At 67.1% G+C, this 14,224-nt stretch carries 15 protein-coding genes; 6 read left to right on the top strand and 9 right to left on the bottom strand.

Translation table 11 applies throughout. From position 1 onward, the window contains the following. Positions 1-103: 103 nt before the first annotated feature. Genes ACFWIX_RS07385 through pdhA form a run of 3 tightly spaced genes read right to left on the bottom strand, consistent with a single transcriptional unit; the run spans position 104 to position 3,680 of the window. The gene (locus ACFWIX_RS07385; protein WP_377215460.1) at positions 104-1,492 is read right to left on the bottom strand and encodes a dihydrolipoamide acetyltransferase family protein; all 1,389 of its coding nucleotides are present in this window, start codon (positions 1,490-1,492) and stop codon (positions 104-106) included. An 8-nt stretch (positions 1,493-1,500) separates the two neighbouring features. Continuing rightward, the gene (locus ACFWIX_RS07380) at positions 1,501-2,511 is read right to left on the bottom strand and encodes an alpha-ketoacid dehydrogenase subunit beta (protein ID WP_377215459.1); all 1,011 of its coding nucleotides are present in this window, start codon (positions 2,509-2,511) and stop codon (positions 1,501-1,503) included. Then, complete coding sequence (gene pdhA, locus ACFWIX_RS07375) at positions 2,511-3,680, bottom strand: pyruvate dehydrogenase (acetyl-transferring) E1 component subunit alpha (protein WP_377215458.1); 1,170 nt, start codon at positions 3,678-3,680, stop codon at positions 2,511-2,513. Before pdhA ends, ACFWIX_RS07380 begins: the two co-directional genes overlap by 1 nt. Before the next feature lie 195 nt (positions 3,681-3,875). Here pdhA and ACFWIX_RS07370 point away from each other — a divergent pair, with 195 nt between their 5' ends. Together ACFWIX_RS07370 and ACFWIX_RS07365 are read left to right on the top strand one after the other, a co-directional pair. Beyond that, positions 3,876-4,349: an Lrp/AsnC family transcriptional regulator gene (locus ACFWIX_RS07370; protein WP_377215457.1), complete on the top strand. Its 474-nt coding sequence runs from the start codon at positions 3,876-3,878 to the stop codon at positions 4,347-4,349. A gap of 147 nt (positions 4,350-4,496) precedes the next feature. Further along, entirely contained in the window at positions 4,497-5,096 is a 600-nt protein-coding gene (locus ACFWIX_RS07365) for a hypothetical protein (protein WP_377215456.1), read from the top strand. Positions 5,097-5,230: 134 nt separating this feature from the next. Here the strand turns inward: ACFWIX_RS07365 and ACFWIX_RS07360 are convergent, their stop codons facing one another. Both ACFWIX_RS07360 and ACFWIX_RS07355 read right to left on the bottom strand, forming a co-directional pair. Further along, positions 5,231-6,847, bottom strand: coding sequence for a cation acetate symporter (locus ACFWIX_RS07360; protein WP_377215455.1), 1,617 nt, complete (start codon positions 6,845-6,847; stop codon positions 5,231-5,233). Further along, positions 6,844-7,224, bottom strand: a complete 381-nt coding sequence (locus ACFWIX_RS07355) for a DUF485 domain-containing protein (protein WP_377215454.1) — start codon at positions 7,222-7,224, stop codon at positions 6,844-6,846. The genes ACFWIX_RS07360 and ACFWIX_RS07355 overlap by 4 nt, the downstream gene beginning before the upstream one ends. A 182-nt stretch (positions 7,225-7,406) precedes the next feature. Between ACFWIX_RS07355 and ACFWIX_RS07350 the strand changes: the two genes are divergently transcribed. From ACFWIX_RS07350 to ACFWIX_RS07335, 4 genes are read left to right on the top strand one after another with little or no spacing between them, the layout of a single operon-like run. Further along, positions 7,407-8,609 carry a sensor histidine kinase gene (locus tag ACFWIX_RS07350; RefSeq protein ID WP_377215453.1) on the top strand — a complete coding sequence of 401 codons (1,203 nt, stop codon included), beginning with the start codon at positions 7,407-7,409 and terminating at the stop codon, positions 8,607-8,609. A 36-nt stretch (positions 8,610-8,645) separates the two neighbouring features. Continuing rightward, positions 8,646-9,362 (top strand): LytR/AlgR family response regulator transcription factor, encoded by a 717-nt coding sequence (locus tag ACFWIX_RS07345; RefSeq protein WP_377215452.1) that lies wholly within the window; start codon positions 8,646-8,648, stop codon positions 9,360-9,362. Beyond that, complete coding sequence (locus ACFWIX_RS07340; RefSeq protein WP_377215451.1) at positions 9,359-9,709, top strand: hypothetical protein; 351 nt, start codon at positions 9,359-9,361, stop codon at positions 9,707-9,709. The genes ACFWIX_RS07345 and ACFWIX_RS07340 overlap by 4 nt, the downstream gene beginning before the upstream one ends. Before the next feature lie 7 nt (positions 9,710-9,716). After that, positions 9,717-11,183, top strand: coding sequence for a cation acetate symporter (locus tag ACFWIX_RS07335; RefSeq protein WP_377215450.1), 1,467 nt, complete (start codon positions 9,717-9,719; stop codon positions 11,181-11,183). A gap of 20 nt (positions 11,184-11,203) precedes the next feature. Here the strand turns inward: ACFWIX_RS07335 and ACFWIX_RS07330 are convergent, their stop codons facing one another. From ACFWIX_RS07330 to pyrH, 4 genes are all read right to left on the bottom strand, one after another. After that, positions 11,204-11,788, bottom strand: a complete 585-nt coding sequence (locus tag ACFWIX_RS07330; RefSeq protein ID WP_377215449.1) for a DivIVA domain-containing protein — start codon at positions 11,786-11,788, stop codon at positions 11,204-11,206. A gap of 75 nt (positions 11,789-11,863) precedes the next feature. Then, entirely contained in the window at positions 11,864-12,787 is a 924-nt protein-coding gene (locus ACFWIX_RS07325) for a phosphatidate cytidylyltransferase (protein WP_377215448.1), read from the bottom strand. Then, positions 12,787-13,344, bottom strand: coding sequence for a ribosome recycling factor (gene frr / locus ACFWIX_RS07320; protein WP_377215447.1), 558 nt, complete (start codon positions 13,342-13,344; stop codon positions 12,787-12,789). Before frr ends, ACFWIX_RS07325 begins: the two co-directional genes overlap by 1 nt. 127 nt (positions 13,345-13,471) lie before the next feature. Next, complete coding sequence (gene pyrH / locus ACFWIX_RS07315; protein ID WP_377215446.1) at positions 13,472-14,209, bottom strand: UMP kinase; 738 nt, start codon at positions 14,207-14,209, stop codon at positions 13,472-13,474. Positions 14,210-14,224 lie beyond the last annotated feature (15 nt).

The following is a 14,224-nucleotide window of genomic DNA, read 5'->3' as shown; positions in this document are numbered from 1 at the left end:
GGCGGCGGGCCCCCCAATCATCCCGCCGCAACAACCGGCCCCGGCGCGCATAACCGGCCCCTGGCACCACCGCCCAAGCGGGCCGGGGCCGGTCGTGCGCATGTCAGACCATGGTGAGGACCATGCCCGGCTCGGCCATGATCGCCCCGACGTCCGCGAGGAACCGGGAGGCCTGCTCGCCGTCCACGAGCCGATGGTCGAAGGACAGGCTCAGAGTGAGCACCTGCCGCAGCGCCACTTCGCCCTGGTACTCCCACGGCATGTTCCGCACCGCGCCCAGGGCGAGGATTGCCGCTTCGCCCGGGTTGAGGATGGGCGTGCCGGCGTCGATCCCGAAGACACCGATATTGGTAATCGAGATCGTGCCTCCGGAAAGATCCGCGGGAGCGGTCTTGCCGGCGCGGGCCGTTTCCGTGAGTTCCGTGATCGCGCCCGCAAGGTCCCGCAGCGACAGCCTGTCGGCGTCCTTGACGTTCGGCACGGTGAGCCCGCGCGGGGTGGCCGCGGCGATACCCAGGTTCACGTAGTTGAACGTCACGATCTCCTGGCTGGCCTCATCCCAGCGCGAGTTCAGTGACGGATTCCGCTTCAGGGCAATCAGCACCGCCTTGGCCGCAAGCGTCATCGGCGTGACGCGGCAGCCCTGAAACTCCCGGCTGGCCTTGAGCTTTGCCAGCAGTTCCATGGTGGGTGTGACGTCCACGGTGAGGAACTCTGTGGCGTGCGGGGCCGTAAAAGCGCTCTGGACCATGGCCGCAGCCGTGAACTTCCGGACGCCCTTGATCGGAGTGCGGACCTCGCGCGGCCCGCCGGAGGCACTTCCAGCTGTGGCGCCGGTTCCCTGCTGCCCGGTTCCCTGCGTTCGGGCATCCTGTGCGCCGTCGGCGTAGGCCTGGACATCCTCGCGGGTGATGAGCCGGTCCGGGCCGGTCGCCGTGACATCGGCCAGGTCGACGCCCAGGTCCTTGGCCAGCTTCCGCACCGGCGGCGTGGAGCGCGGGCGTTCACCGGAACCGGCAGGCGCCACGGCTGAATCGGGAGTGGAGTCTACGGAAGCAGGCGCAGCAGCCGGCGCAGGCGCCGCCGACGCGGTCGCAGCAGAAGGAGCCACTGCCGCGAAGTTCCGGGGCCGCCGTGCGGGACGGCCGGAGCTTTCGACGACGGCGCCGTACCCCACCAGGTTGGGTTCCCGTTTTCCGATGGCCCCTGCAGCGTCGCCCCCTTCCGCGCCGGAAGGTGCGCTGCCGCCGTCGTCCGCTACTTCAAAGGTGACGATGGGCTTTCCCACCTCCACCACTGTTCCCGGTTCCTCGTGAAGCGCCTTGATGACTCCGGCAAAAGGAGAGGGCAGCTCCACCACGGCCTTGGCCGTCTCCACCTCGGCGATGACCTGGTTGAGCGTGACGGTGTCCCCCACCCCGACCTTCCAGCTCAGGATTTCAGATTCGGTGAGGCCCTCACCCAGGTCCGGAAGCCGGAATTCCTTGATCATGGTGGCGCTCATCCTTCCAGCCCGCTCAGGGAGTTGGGCCGGCCCAAGGCACGGTCCACACCGTCCAGGATGCGGTCAAGGCCCGGCAAGTGGTGCATCTCCACCTTTGAATAGGGATAGGGAACATCGAACCCGGTCACGCGCACCGGCGCGGATTCCAGGTAGTAGAAGCAGCGTTCGGTGATGCTGGCAGCCACTTCCGCGCCCACGCCGCCGGACTGCCCGGCCTCGTGGGTGATGACCATGCGCCCGGTCTTCCGCACGGAGGCAACCACTGTGTCGTAGTCCACGGGGGCGAGCGAGCGCAGGTCGATGACCTCGATGGAGATACCCTCGTCCGCTGCCGCAGCGGCAACGTCCATGCACGTCTTGACCAGGGGCCCGTATGCCACGAGGGTAACGTCGGTGCCCTGGGTGAGGATGCGCGCCTTGTCCATGGGGAATGCCGAACGCGGGTCGACGGACTCGTCCACCTCGCCCTTGTCGTGGTAGCGGCGCTTGGGCTCAAAGTAGAGGACGGGGTCGTCGCAGGCGATGGCCTGCTGGATGACGGTGTGGGCGTCCTGCGGGTTGGATACCGTGACCACGCGCAGCCCGGAGGTGTGCGTGAAGTAGGCCTCCGGGGATTCGGAGTGGTGCTCGGGCGAGCCGATGCCGCCGCCGAACGGAACCCGGATGGTAATGGGCATCTTGACGGCGCCGCGGGTGCGGTAGTGCAGCTTGGCCACCTGGCTGACGATCTGGTCGAAGGCCGGATAGATGAAGCCGTCGAACTGGATTTCCACCACTGGCCGGTAACCGCGATAGGCCAGGCCAACGGCGGTACCCACAATGCCGGACTCGGCCAGGGGCGTATCCACCACCCGGTGCTTGCCGAAGTCCTTCTGCAGGCCATCGGTCACCCGGAACACGCCGCCGAGCGTGCCGATGTCCTCGCCGAGGAGAACCACCTTGGGATCATTTTCCAGTGACTTGCGCAGCCCCGTATTGATGGCACGGGCAAAGGTCATCTGCGTCATCAGCGTGCACCTTCCTGGGAAGCGGCGCCTGCGGGATCACCGAAGGACGCCAGGTAACGGGCGTAGTGGTCCTGCTGCCGGTCCAGCCAGGAGTTGGGCGTGCTGTAAACGTGCTTGAAGACATCCAGGGGCTCAGGGTCCGGCATGGAGATGCAGCCCGAGCGCATTTCCTTGGCCACGGCGTCAGCCTTGCCCTTGACCCGCTGTTCCAGGTCGTCGGTGAGGAGGCCCTTGCGGTCCAGCAGGGCGGCCACCCGGGTGATGGGGTCCTTGGCAGACCAGTCCTCAAGCTCGTTGGGGTCGCGGTAGCGGGTGGGGTCATCCGCCGTCGTGTGCGGTCCCATGCGGTAGCTCACGGCCTCGATGAAGGTGGGGCCGCCGCCGCGGCGGGCCCGGTCCAGTGCTACCCGCGTGGCGGCCATCACGGCCAGGACATCGTTTCCATCCACGCGGAGGCTGGGAATGCCGAAGCCGGTGGCCCTGTCTGCCAGCTGGATGTGGGACTGCAGGCGCACTGGCTCGGAAATGGCCCAGTGGTTGTTGGTACAGAAGAACACGACGGGAACCTGGTAGCTGGCAGCAAAGACCATCGCCTCGTTGACGTCGCCTTCACTGGTGGCGCCATCGCCGAAGTAGGTGATGGCCACTGAGTCAGCACCGTCGTTCTGGATGCCCATGGCGAATCCGGTGGCATGCAGCGTCTGGGCGCCGATGATGATCTGCGGGGTGGCCATGTTCACCGTGGCCGGGTCCCAGCCGGAGGACGCATTGCCGCGCCATACCCGCACCAGATCGGTAAGGTCCACGCCGCGGCAGTAGGCCACGCCGTTTTCCCGGTAGCTGGAGAAAATATAGTCGTCCTCGCGGAGCGCCCGGGCTGAGCCAACCTGTGCTGCCTCCTGGCCGAGCAGCGGTGGCCACAGGGCGAGCTCGCCCTGGCGCTGCAGCGCGGTGGCCTCGACATCGATCCGCCGGATGACGGTGAGGTCCTCATACAGCGAACACAGCTGTTCGTCGGACACGTCCTTGACCCAGAAATCAAACTCGGGATGGCTGATCCTCTCCCCCGCGGGGGTGATCAGCTGGACGAGGTTCTGCCCTGCTCCTTGGGTACTCCGGGCGCCGTTCCGGGATCCTGCCCCGATGTGGCCCGCTTCGTCTGTAGACACGATAGCCCGCAACCTTCTTACGTCGTTGACCTGCGGCTGGAGGAGCTTGTGGCCCCGGCCAGCGCCTGCCTTCCGGGCGCCGTTGCCCCGGATACTGTGACCCTACTCACAATGCTCAGGGGGCACAACCACTTTGAAATTCCTTGAGCATAATGCTCTGTCCGGACACTCCGCACCGTGCTAACGTTGCGCATTATGCAAGCTTTGGATGGCACTGACACCCGCCTGCTGTCTGCCCTCGCGCAGGACCCCCGCAGGACGGTGGTGGCACTGGCCCAGAAGCTGGGACTCTCCCGGAACACCGTCCAGGCGCGCATGGCCCAACTGGAGAAGAAGCATGTCTTCCTGTCGTTTGAACGTCGCATCAATCCGGCGTCCCTGGGGTACCCCCTGATGGCGTTCATTTCCGTCCACGTCCAGCAGCAGAAGCTGGGCGAACTGGCCGGCAAGCTTGCGGACATTCCGGAGATTCTGGAGGGCTACGGCCTGACCGGGTCCGCGGACCTGCTGCTGCGCGTGGTGGCCGTGGATGCCGAGGACCTGTTCCGGATTAACGGCAAGATCTTGGCGTGCGACGGCGTCGACCGCACCGATACGGCACTGGCGATGGGCGAACTCATTCCCTTCCGGGTCCAGCCCTTGCTCGAGCGCGGATCCGCCGGGGCGTGACCGGAAGCGGCCGGCTTCCGGTTCCCACTTCCGGCGCAACGAAAGTACGGACCGGGCGACGCGCCCGATAGGCTGGTGCCCGTTATTGCGCGGATCCAGTGCGCGCGTCCAGGCGGTGCCTCCGCACCACGTCCGGAAAGGCTTCCCTTGAGCGGTCCCCAGGAACCTTACCCGTCCCAGCAGCCGCGCCTGCCGCACGGCCTGCCGCCCGTCCCGGACAGAGAGCCGCAGCAGTCACCCGGACAGGATGACGACGGCGGCGTGCAGCCGGGCGGGCGGCGCAAGGCCCGCGCCGCGGCCCGTGCAGAGGGCCGCGTCCCGGGCAGGCCCCGGCCCATGGTCCTGCTGGCCGGCACCGGCGGACTCGTGCTCCTGCTGGTCCTTGGCATCATCATCGCCGTCAACGTCACAGGCAGCACCAGCAACCAGGCCCGTGGCCTGGCGAAAGACTTCACGGATCTGGTGATCGCCGGCGACACCGCCAAGGCCTACCGCGAATACCTGGACCCCGCACTCCAGGAGCAGCTGTCCAAGGAACAGTTCATGACCGGTATCGGCACCCTGAAGCTGACCCAAAGCTGCGAGCCGGCCTTCAACGACTTCACGGTAGACAACGATGGCGGCACCAGGCGTGCTGATGTCACTGGCCTGATCACCTGCGGGGACAGGAAGACCGACCTGTCCTACCGTTTCGAGGGTGCCGACCAGCTCAAGATGACCAGCATCACCCTGCGCCCGGCGGGCTAGCACCGAGGGTTTCCTGAAGCACTAAGCCCCTGCGCCTTGAACGGGAGTCCAAGGCGCAGGGGCTTCGTGGCGTGCGGACCGGACCGCTTGCCGTGCCCTTCAGGTGCAGTGCACCCGGCCCGGCAAGGGCCGGATCAGTGATCCACCGCTTTCTCGGCGCCGACGCCGGTCAGCGACCGCACCTCCATTTCGGCCTGCTTGGCGCTGTCTTCCCGGTTCTTGTCCAGGGTCGTTCCCAGCCAACCAAGGAAGAACGCCAGCGGGATGGAGACGATACCCGGGTTGCTGAGCGGGAAGAACGCAAAGTCGGCGCTCGGAATCATGGACTTCTCCGTGCCCGAAACCACCGGGGAGAACATGATCAGGATGATTGCCGAGGCGAGACCGCCATACATGCTCCACACCGCACCCTGTGTGGTGAACTTCCGCCAAAACAGGGAGTACACGATGGTGGGCAGGTTTGCCGAGGCAGCCACCGCGAAGGCGAGTGCCACCAGGAAGGCGACGTTCTGGCCGTTGGCGAGGATACCGCCAAGGATGGCCAGGACACCGATGACCACGACGGTGCGCCGGGCCACCTTGACCTCCGTCTCGGCGTCGGCCTTTCCCTTGGAGATGACGCTGGCGTAGATGTCATGGGCGAAGGACGCCGCCGCAGTGATGGTCAGGCCGGCCACCACGGCGAGGATGGTGGCGAATGCCACCGCCGAGATGAAGCCGAGCAGGAGCGGGCCGCCCAGGTAGAAGGCCAAGAGCGGGGCAGCGGAGTTGACGCCGCCGGGCGCGGACTTGATCGTCTCGGCACCCACCAGGGCAGCGGCGCCGTAGCCCAGCACCAGGGTGAACAGGTAGAACAGGCCAATCAGCCAGATGGACCACACCACGGACTTGCGGGCCTCTTTGGCCGTGGGCACCGTGTAGAAGCGCATCAGGACGTGCGGCAGGGCTGCGGTGCCCAGGACCAGGGCCAGGCCCAGGGACATGAAGTCGAGCTTGGACGTCTCGGACTTGCCGTATTGCAGGCCCGGGTTAAGCACGGCGGGATTGTTGGCGGTGTCCACTGCGGCGCCGAGCAGGCTGGAGAGGTTGAAGCCGTAGATGGCCAGCACCCACAGGGTCATTACGGCGGCACCGGCAATGAGCAGGATGGCCTTGATGATCTGCACCCAGGTGGTGCCCTTCATGCCGCCGATCAGGACGTACATGATCATGAGGGCGCCGACGACGATGATCACCAGCGCCTGTCCGCCCCAGTCGCTGATGCCGAGCAGCAGCGAGATGAGGCTTCCGGCGCCGGCCATCTGGGCGAGGAGGTAGAAGAAGCAGACGGCCAGGGTGGACAGTGCCGCAGCGATCCGGACCGGGCGCTGCTTCAGCCGGAAGGAGAGCACGTCCGCCATGGTGAACTTGCCGGTATTGCGGAGAAGTTCCGCCACCAGGAGCAGGGCCACCAGCCAGGCAACCAGGAAGCCAATGGAGTACATGAAGCCGTCATAGCCGTTGATGGCGATGGCGCCGGTGATGCCCAGGAAGGAAGCCGCGGACAGGTAGTCACCGGCAATGGCGGTGCCGTTCTGGGAACCGGTAAATGACCGGCCGGCCGCGTAGTAGTCGGCGGCAGTCTTGTTGTTCCGGCTGGCCCGGAACACAATGACCATGGTGACGGCCACGAAGAGGCCGAAGATGCCCATGTTCAGCAGCGTGGTGTCCTTCAGGGCGGACACGTCCACCGCCGTGGCGATTCCGATCATTTGTTTACTCCGCCCACTGGGTTGCCGTGCTTATCAAATTCGTGCCCTTCGATTTCGTGGCGGATCTCCGCCGCGATCGGGTCCAGCCGCCGGTTGGAGTAGCTCACGTACCAGCCGGTGATCGCAAAGGTGGAGACGAACTGGAGCAGGCCCAGGATCAGGCCGATGTTGATGTTCCCCCAGACCTTGGTGGACATGAAGTCCACGGCGTAGTCCGCGAGCAGAACGTACGCGAAGTACCACAGCAGGAATGCCGCGGCCATGGGAAAGACAAAGCTGCGGTGACGTTTGCGCAGTTCCTGGAACCGCTCCGTCGATTGGACCTCTTCAAAGTCCACGGACGCCGCTGCGTCCGGAGTGTGGGCGTCGTGACCCATCATTCCTCCTCATTGAGACTTGCCTGGACACACCGGGCGGCAGGGCCCCGCAAGGCGTACCGGCGCTGTGACTCCCATCACTCTGCTGTGTGGGGCGGGGAACATTCCAGCCCCCGCGGTCGTGCGGTCGCTCAACGGCCCCGATGCTGCGACAAGCGGCAGCCGCCGCTACGCTGGGCACCATGCCCGACTCCCCCCTCCTGACCGCCGCGGCGGTGGCCGTCATCGCCCTGGCCGTTGCCGCCGTCGTCGGCGTGGGACTGAAAGTACTCCGCTCCTTCCGCGACCTGGGCACCGACGCCGAGCGGGCCACCTACCACACGCTGCACGCGGCGTCCCAGGCGGGACAGCACCTGCGGCGCGGGCTCAATCCGGCCGGAGCGGCCAAGGCCAGCCGGCAGCTGAGGGCCCTGCTGGGCTGCGAGGCCCTGGCGATCACGGACACGTCCGGGGTGCTGGCCTGGGACGGCGCCGCCGAGGACCTGAAGCCGCGCCTGATGGATCTCGCTGCGGGGGTCCTGTCGGGTGGCCACACGGCGGTGCTGCGCGCCGGCAGTCCGTCCGGGCCGGACGCGGTTGACGCTACCGGAGGCCCCCTGGCAGCGGTCATTGCGCCCGTGCGTGCCGGCACCCGGGTAGTGGGTGCGGTGGCGGCCTTTGCGCCCACGGCCGGCGCCGGGCTGGTCCGGGCCACCACCGAGGTGGCGGACTGGGTGGCGGCGCAGGTGGAACTGGCTGAGCTGGACGCTTCGCGCACCCTCCTGATGGAAGCCGAAGTCCGGGCCCTCCGCGCCCAGATCAGCCCGCACTTCATCTACAACTCGTTGAACGCGATTGCGTCCTTCATCAATACGGACCCCGCCCGGGCGCGCGAACTGGTGGTCGAATTCGCCGACTTCACCCGCTATTCCTTCCGGCGGCACGGCGACTTCACCACACTGGCCGAGGAGCTGCGCTGCATCGACCGGTACCTGCTGCTGGAGCGTGCGCGGTTCGGCGAGCGCGTCCAGGTAAGCCTCCGCGTGGCGCCGGAGGTCCTCAGCACGGTCATCCCGTTCCTGAGCCTGCAGCCGCTGGTAGAAAACGCCGTGCGGCACGGCCTGGAGGCCAAGGAGGGCCCCGGCCACATCAGCATCACGGCCAACGACGCCGGCGCCTTCGCCGAGGTGACCATCGAGGACGACGGCGTGGGCATGGACCCGGCGCAGCTCCAAGCCGTCCTGGCCGGGCACGCGGACGGCGACCATGTGGGACTGCGCAATGTGGACGCCCGGCTGCGGCAGGTTTACGGCAACGACCACGGCCTGGTCATCGAAACCGCCCCCGGCGAGGGCACGCTCATCACCATGCGGGTGCCCAAGTCCCAGCCGGGGCACGATGCCTGAGGCCGCTTTGGCGGACGCGTTGGCTAACCTAGGAACATGATCAATGTCCTCGTCGTCGACGATGAGCTTCCCGCCGTCGAAGAGCTCGCGTTCCTGCTGGGCCGGGACGAACGGGTGGGGAAGGTCTTGCGGGCAACCTCCGGCAGCGAAGCGCTGAAGGCGCTGGCCGCCGGCGGCGTGGACGCAGTCTTCCTGGACATCCACATGCCCGCCCTCTCCGGCCTGGACATCGCCCGTGCCATCGCCGGGAGCAGCAACCCGCCGGCGGTGGTCTTCGTCACCGCGGACGAGGACCACGCGCTGGACGCCTTCGAACTGGCCGCGGTGGACTACCTCCTCAAGCCGGTGCGCGCGGAGCGACTGGCGCGCTCGGTGGCGCGGATCAGTGAAATGCACGACGGCGCCGCCGCACCGGAGATGATCACGGTTGACCAGGGCGGGACCACCAAAATGATCAGGCGCGACGACGTCACGTACGTCCAGGCGCAGGGAGACTACGCGCGGCTCCACACGACGGACGCCAGCTATCTGATCCGGGTGCCTCTGGCCGACCTGGAGCAGCAGTGGGCCGAGGCCGGCTTCATCCGCACGCACCGTTCGTACCTGGTGGCGCTGAAGCACGTGACGTCGATGAAGCTCGCCGCGGACGGTCCCAGCGTCACGGTGGCGGGTGCGGGGCTTCCCATCAGCCGGCGGCACCTGCCCCTGGTCCGGGAGAAGCTCGAGACGACCCGGATCAGGCCGCAGTCATGACCCGGGTCCGCGTCACCGCGCCGCGCACCGCGGTGCAGCCGGCCAAGGAAAGCCGCGAGGCCGCACTCGACTCCGAGGTGGGCCAACTGTTCGTCCGCTCGCTGATCCGGTCCCAGCTCCGGCTGGCCCTGGTGGTGGCCGGCGGGTTCCTGCTGATCCTGGGGGCATTCCCGCTCCTGCTCGCCGCCGCGCCGGGCCTGGCCGGGACGCGGATTGCCGGTATCCCCTTCAGCTGGCTGCTGCTGGGCGCCGGCATCTACCCGGTCATTGGCCTCAGTGCTTGGCTGTTCATCCGGTCCGCGGCCCGCAACGAGGCACGCTACCGCGACCTCGCCGAAGACCGGTGAGGCCGGCATGAACCCGGCAGTGGCGCTCGCCGCCGTGGCCGTGGTGGTCCTGGCCACCGCCGCCATCGGTTTCTACGGGCTGCGGATCTCCCGCACCACCGGCGACTTCTACGTTGCCTCCCGGACCGTGCGGCCCTGGTGGAACGCCTCGGCCATCGGCGGTGAGTACCTGTCCGCGGCCAGTTTCCTGGGCGTCGCCGGGCTCATCCTGCTGTCCGGGACCGACGCGTTGTGGTTTCCGGTGGGCTATACGGCGGGATACCTCATGCTGCTGCTGTTCGTGGCGGCCCCGCTGCGGCGCTCCGGGGCCTACACGATTCCGGACTTTACCGAGGCCCGGCTGGACTCCCTTGCCGTGCGGCGGGTGACCAGCATGGTGGTGGTGCTGGTGGGCTGGCTGTACATCGTCCCGCAGCTGCACGGAGCAGCGCTGACCATCAGGATCACCACAGGGCTGCCGTCCTGGGCAGGCTCCGTTGCGGTGGTCGTGGTGGTGTGCCTGACGGTGGTTGCGGGAGGGATGCGTTCCATTACGTTCGTCCAGGCGTTCCAGTACTGGCTGAAGCTCACGGCGCTGGCCGTCCCCATCGTGTTCATGGTCTTCGTGCTGGCCGGCAACGGAACTCCGGCGCTGTCCGGGCCGGACGTCAACCCCACCAACGCCCTGCCAACGGGCATGTATCAGAACATCTCACTGTTGGTGGCCCTGTTGTTCGGCACCCTGGGGCTCCCCCACGTGCTGGTCCGCTTCTACACGAACCCGGACGGCCAGTCGGCCCGGCGGACCACCCTGATCGTGCTGGGCCTGCTGTCAGTGTTCTACCTCTTTCCCACGGCCTATGGTTTCGTGGGCCGGGTGTTCGCTCCGGACCTTGCGCGGTCCGGGCAGGCGGACGCCATGGTGCTGCTGCTGCCCGGCCGGCTGGTGGGCGGGACCGCCGGGGACCTGCTGTCTGCCCTGGTGGTGGCCGGCGCCTTTGCGGCTTTCCTGTCCACCACCTCCGGGCTGGTGGTGTCGCTGGCCGGCGTCATCAGCCAGGATGCGCTGGGCGGCGGAGTCGGCGGCTTCCGCCTGGCCGCTGTGGTATCAGCGGTGGTGCCGCTGGGCTTTGCGTTCATGACCGATTCGTTTGCGCTGGCCGGCAGCGTGGGGCTGGTGTTTGCGTTCACCGCCTCCACCGTCTGCCCGGTGCTGCTGCTGGGGATCTGGTGGCGGGGCCTTACCGACGCCGGTGCCATCGCAGGGATGCTGACCGGCGGCTTGTTGTGCGGCGGCGCGCTGGTGGCGGGTGCCCTTGCCGGGGCGCACAATATCCCCGGCTGGCTGGCCCAGCCTGCAGCGTGGACCGTGCCGGCCGCGTTCGGGGTCATGGTGCTCGTGTCCCGGGCCACTTCCCGGCGGGTGCCGCGCACCGTCCAGCGGGTCATGACGCGGCTGCATACTCCGGAGCGGCCCCTGGCCACCGAGCGCTGAGCTGCGGCTTCGCCGGCTTGTTAGTCGATGGCGGCCATCAGTTCGACCACGCGGTCCAGGAACGCGTCCACCTGGGCTTCTTCGTAGCCTTCGCGGCCCACGGCGGGACGGAACACGGCACGGCGCACGCTGTCCACGCTGAGCGGCTTGTCCTTCTCCAGGTAGCCGATGAGCTCCCGGCACAGCCGGTCCACGTCGGCGGTGTTGTAGCTGCGGGCCTTTTTCCGGGACGGCCGGCGGAAGCGTTCGCCGTCGGGCCTGTGCAGACGGCCCCGCAGGGTTCCGGACAATTGGCCGATCTCGCGCAACCACGCTTCCTCGCCGCGGGCCGCGATGAGGTCATCCCGCTCCCTGCGGGCAAAGGCATCCTCCAGCCGGTCCAGGGCTGCATCCACGCGCGATGCGGAGTAGCCGCCCTTCACCGGGTCAAAGGAGACACTGCGGACATCCCCGCTGGTGACCGGATGGGTCGCCGCTTCGGGGGTCTCCAGGGACACGCGCGCACGGGCCAGGAACTGGTCCACCTGCTTGGCGTTGTAGCCGTAGTCGCTCCGTCCCACGCGCTCAAAGGACGCGGGAATCTGCCGGTGTTGGTCCAATGCCACTGTGTTTTCCTTCAATGTTCTTCTGCCGGATCGCTTGCACCATTCTAGGTGCCGCGGACGCGCCCGGGATGGATGTCAGGCGCCCGCTGCCAGCCCGAACAGGATGAACGCCACAGGGGCAGCGAAAACGATCGAATCGAGCCGGTCCATCACGCCGCCGTGGCCGGGAAGGATGGAGCTCATGTCCTTGATGCCGAGTTCGCGCTTGACCATGGATTCGGCCAGGTCCCCGGCTGTGGCGGCGGCTACCAGGGCAACTGCCAGTACCACTCCGACCCACCACGGCTTATCCAGGACGAAAACGCTGGCCAGCACGCCCACCACCGCAGCCCCGCCCACGGATCCGGCGAAGCCTTCCCAGGATTTCTTGGGGCTGATCTTCGGCGCCATGGGATGTTTGCCCAGGGAGGCCCCCACCAGGTAGCCGAACGTGTCGTTGGCAACCACCAGGAGGAGCATGACGGCAACCTGCAGCGCTCCTTCAGGCACCGTACCGCCGGGCCAGAGGCCCAGCGGCGACGCTCCGATGCCGGCGTGGAGCGGCAGTGCGGCGAAACTGATGAAGAAGGGCACCCAGCCCAGGGCAAAAACACCCGCGAAGATGCTGTTGGCCGAGCCCGCCGCCCCCTCGATGGAGCGCCACAGCAGCACGGCTACGGAACTCAGCAGCAGGGCGAAGAGCAGGCTCTCGATCCCGCCGAGATAGGCCGCGAACGGCATGGCCACGGTGCCGGTCATCACGGGAATGATGGGCAGCCTGGTGCCGTTGGCTTCCAGTGCGCGGAAGATCTCCCACACGCCGAACACGGCGAAGGCGGTGGTGACCGCCACGAATCCGAGCGGAAGGAACAGCAGGCCGCCCAGCACGCCGAACAGCATGGTCAGTCCCACCACCACCGCGGCGGGCAGGTTGCGTCCCGCTTTGGGGGTGGGGTTGGCCCTGGGCCGCTTCCCCCGTGTACGCGGACCCTGTGCGGGGGCCTGTTCTGCCTGGCCCATCAGACTTCGAGCAGCTCAGCTTCCTTGCGCTTTAGCAGCTCGTCGATGCCGTCCACGTGGGCCTTGGTCAGGTTGTCCAGTTCCTTCTCCGCCCGGGTGCCCTCGTCCTCGCCCGCTTCGCCGTCCTTGATCAGCTTGTCCAGGGTTTCCTTGGCCTTACGGCGGATATTGCGGATGGAGACCTTGGCGTCCTCGCCCTTGGTCTTGACGATCTTGACGTACTCCTTGCGGCGTTCCTTGGTCAGTTCCGGAATGGTGATCCGGATGACGTTGCCGTCGTTGGACGGATTTGCCCCCACCTCGGAATCGCTCAGGGCACGCTCGATGTCCCGCAAGGCGGTCTTGTCGAACGGCGTGATCAGGATGGTGCGGGCATCCGGGATGGCAAAGGAAGCAAGCTGCTGCAGCGGCGTGGGCGACCCGTAATACTCCACCAGCACCTTGTTGTAGAGGCCGGGGTTGGCGCGGCCGGTACGGACGGAAGCGAAGTCTTCCTTGGCTACCTCGACTGCCTTGTCCATCTTTTCTTCGGCTTCGAGCAAGGTTTCTTCGATCACGGTCTCTCCTGACGGTTCTGGTGCAGTCCGGGGCGCCGGTTTGATGCACAAGGTGGTTCTCTGTAGCTGCTTCCGTCCTCGGCGCAGAGCCGGGGACGAAACTGTCCTGCAAACATCCTAGCCGCAGCTAGGCCGTGACCAGCGTGCCCAGCTTCTCGCCGAGGATGGCGCGGGTGACGTTGCCCTCGCCCTCCATGCCGAACACCACCATGGAGAGCTTATTGTCCTTGCACATGGTCATGGCGGTCTGGTCCATGACCCGGATGTCCCGGCGCAGGGCATCGTCATAGCTGAGGGTCTCGAGGCGTTCGGCGGTGGGATCTTTCTTGGGATCGGCGGTGTAGACGGCGTCGACGCCGCTCTTGGCCATGAGCACGACGTCGGCGTGCACTTCCAGGGCACGCTGGGCAGCGACGGTATCGGTGGAGAAGTACGGGAGGCCGGCGCCTGCGCCGAAGATGACAACGCGGCCTTTTTCCATGTGGCGGATCGCGCGGCGCGGAATGTAGGCCTCGGCCACCTGGCCCATGGTGATGGCGCTCTGGACCCGGGTCTCCACGCCGGCCTGCTCCAGGAAATCCTGCAGCGCGAGGCAGTTCATGACGGTGCCCAGCATGCCCATGTAGTCGGCGCGGGAGCGGTCCATGCCGCTCTGGGAAAGTTCTGCGCCGCGGAAGAAGTTGCCCCCGCCCACTACGATGGCCACTTCCACCTCGGGGACGGCCGCTGCGATCTGCTTGGCTACGTCGCGGACCGTTTCGGGGTCGACACCCAGCTTTCCGCCGCCGAAGACCTCGCCTGAAAGCTTCAGGAGGACGCGGCGCCTGCTCTTCTCTGGCTGGATTACAGTGTTGACGGCTTCCATGATGCCTTCCCGTTG

Source organism: Pseudarthrobacter sp. NPDC058362 (genome assembly GCF_042723515.1).
Lineage (GTDB): Bacteria > Actinomycetota > Actinomycetes > Actinomycetales > Micrococcaceae > Arthrobacter.
This window is presented reverse-complemented; position numbering and strand designations above follow the sequence as displayed.

Coding starts and splice junctions, on each gene's coding strand:
- ACFWIX_RS07385 (WP_377215460.1), bottom strand. CDS start 1,492: ATGATCAAGGAATTCCGGCTTCCGGACCTGGGTGAGGGCCTCACCGAA.
- ACFWIX_RS07380 (WP_377215459.1), bottom strand. CDS start 2,511: ATGACGCAGATGACCTTTGCCCGTGCCATCAATACGGGGCTGCGCAAG.
- ACFWIX_RS07370 (WP_377215457.1), top strand. CDS start 3,876: ATGCAAGCTTTGGATGGCACTGACACCCGCCTGCTGTCTGCCCTCGCG.
- ACFWIX_RS07360 (WP_377215455.1), bottom strand. CDS start 6,847: ATGATCGGAATCGCCACGGCGGTGGACGTGTCCGCCCTGAAGGACACC.
- ACFWIX_RS07355 (WP_377215454.1), bottom strand. CDS start 7,224: ATGGGTCACGACGCCCACACTCCGGACGCAGCGGCGTCCGTGGACTTT.
- ACFWIX_RS07350 (WP_377215453.1), top strand. CDS start 7,407: ATGCCCGACTCCCCCCTCCTGACCGCCGCGGCGGTGGCCGTCATCGCC.
- ACFWIX_RS07345 (WP_377215452.1), top strand. CDS start 8,646: ATGATCAATGTCCTCGTCGTCGACGATGAGCTTCCCGCCGTCGAAGAG.
- ACFWIX_RS07340 (WP_377215451.1), top strand. CDS start 9,359: ATGACCCGGGTCCGCGTCACCGCGCCGCGCACCGCGGTGCAGCCGGCC.
- ACFWIX_RS07335 (WP_377215450.1), top strand. CDS start 9,717: ATGAACCCGGCAGTGGCGCTCGCCGCCGTGGCCGTGGTGGTCCTGGCC.
- ACFWIX_RS07325 (WP_377215448.1), bottom strand. CDS start 12,787: ATGGGCCAGGCAGAACAGGCCCCCGCACAGGGTCCGCGTACACGGGGG.
- pyrH (WP_377215446.1), bottom strand. CDS start 14,209: ATGGAAGCCGTCAACACTGTAATCCAGCCAGAGAAGAGCAGGCGCCGC.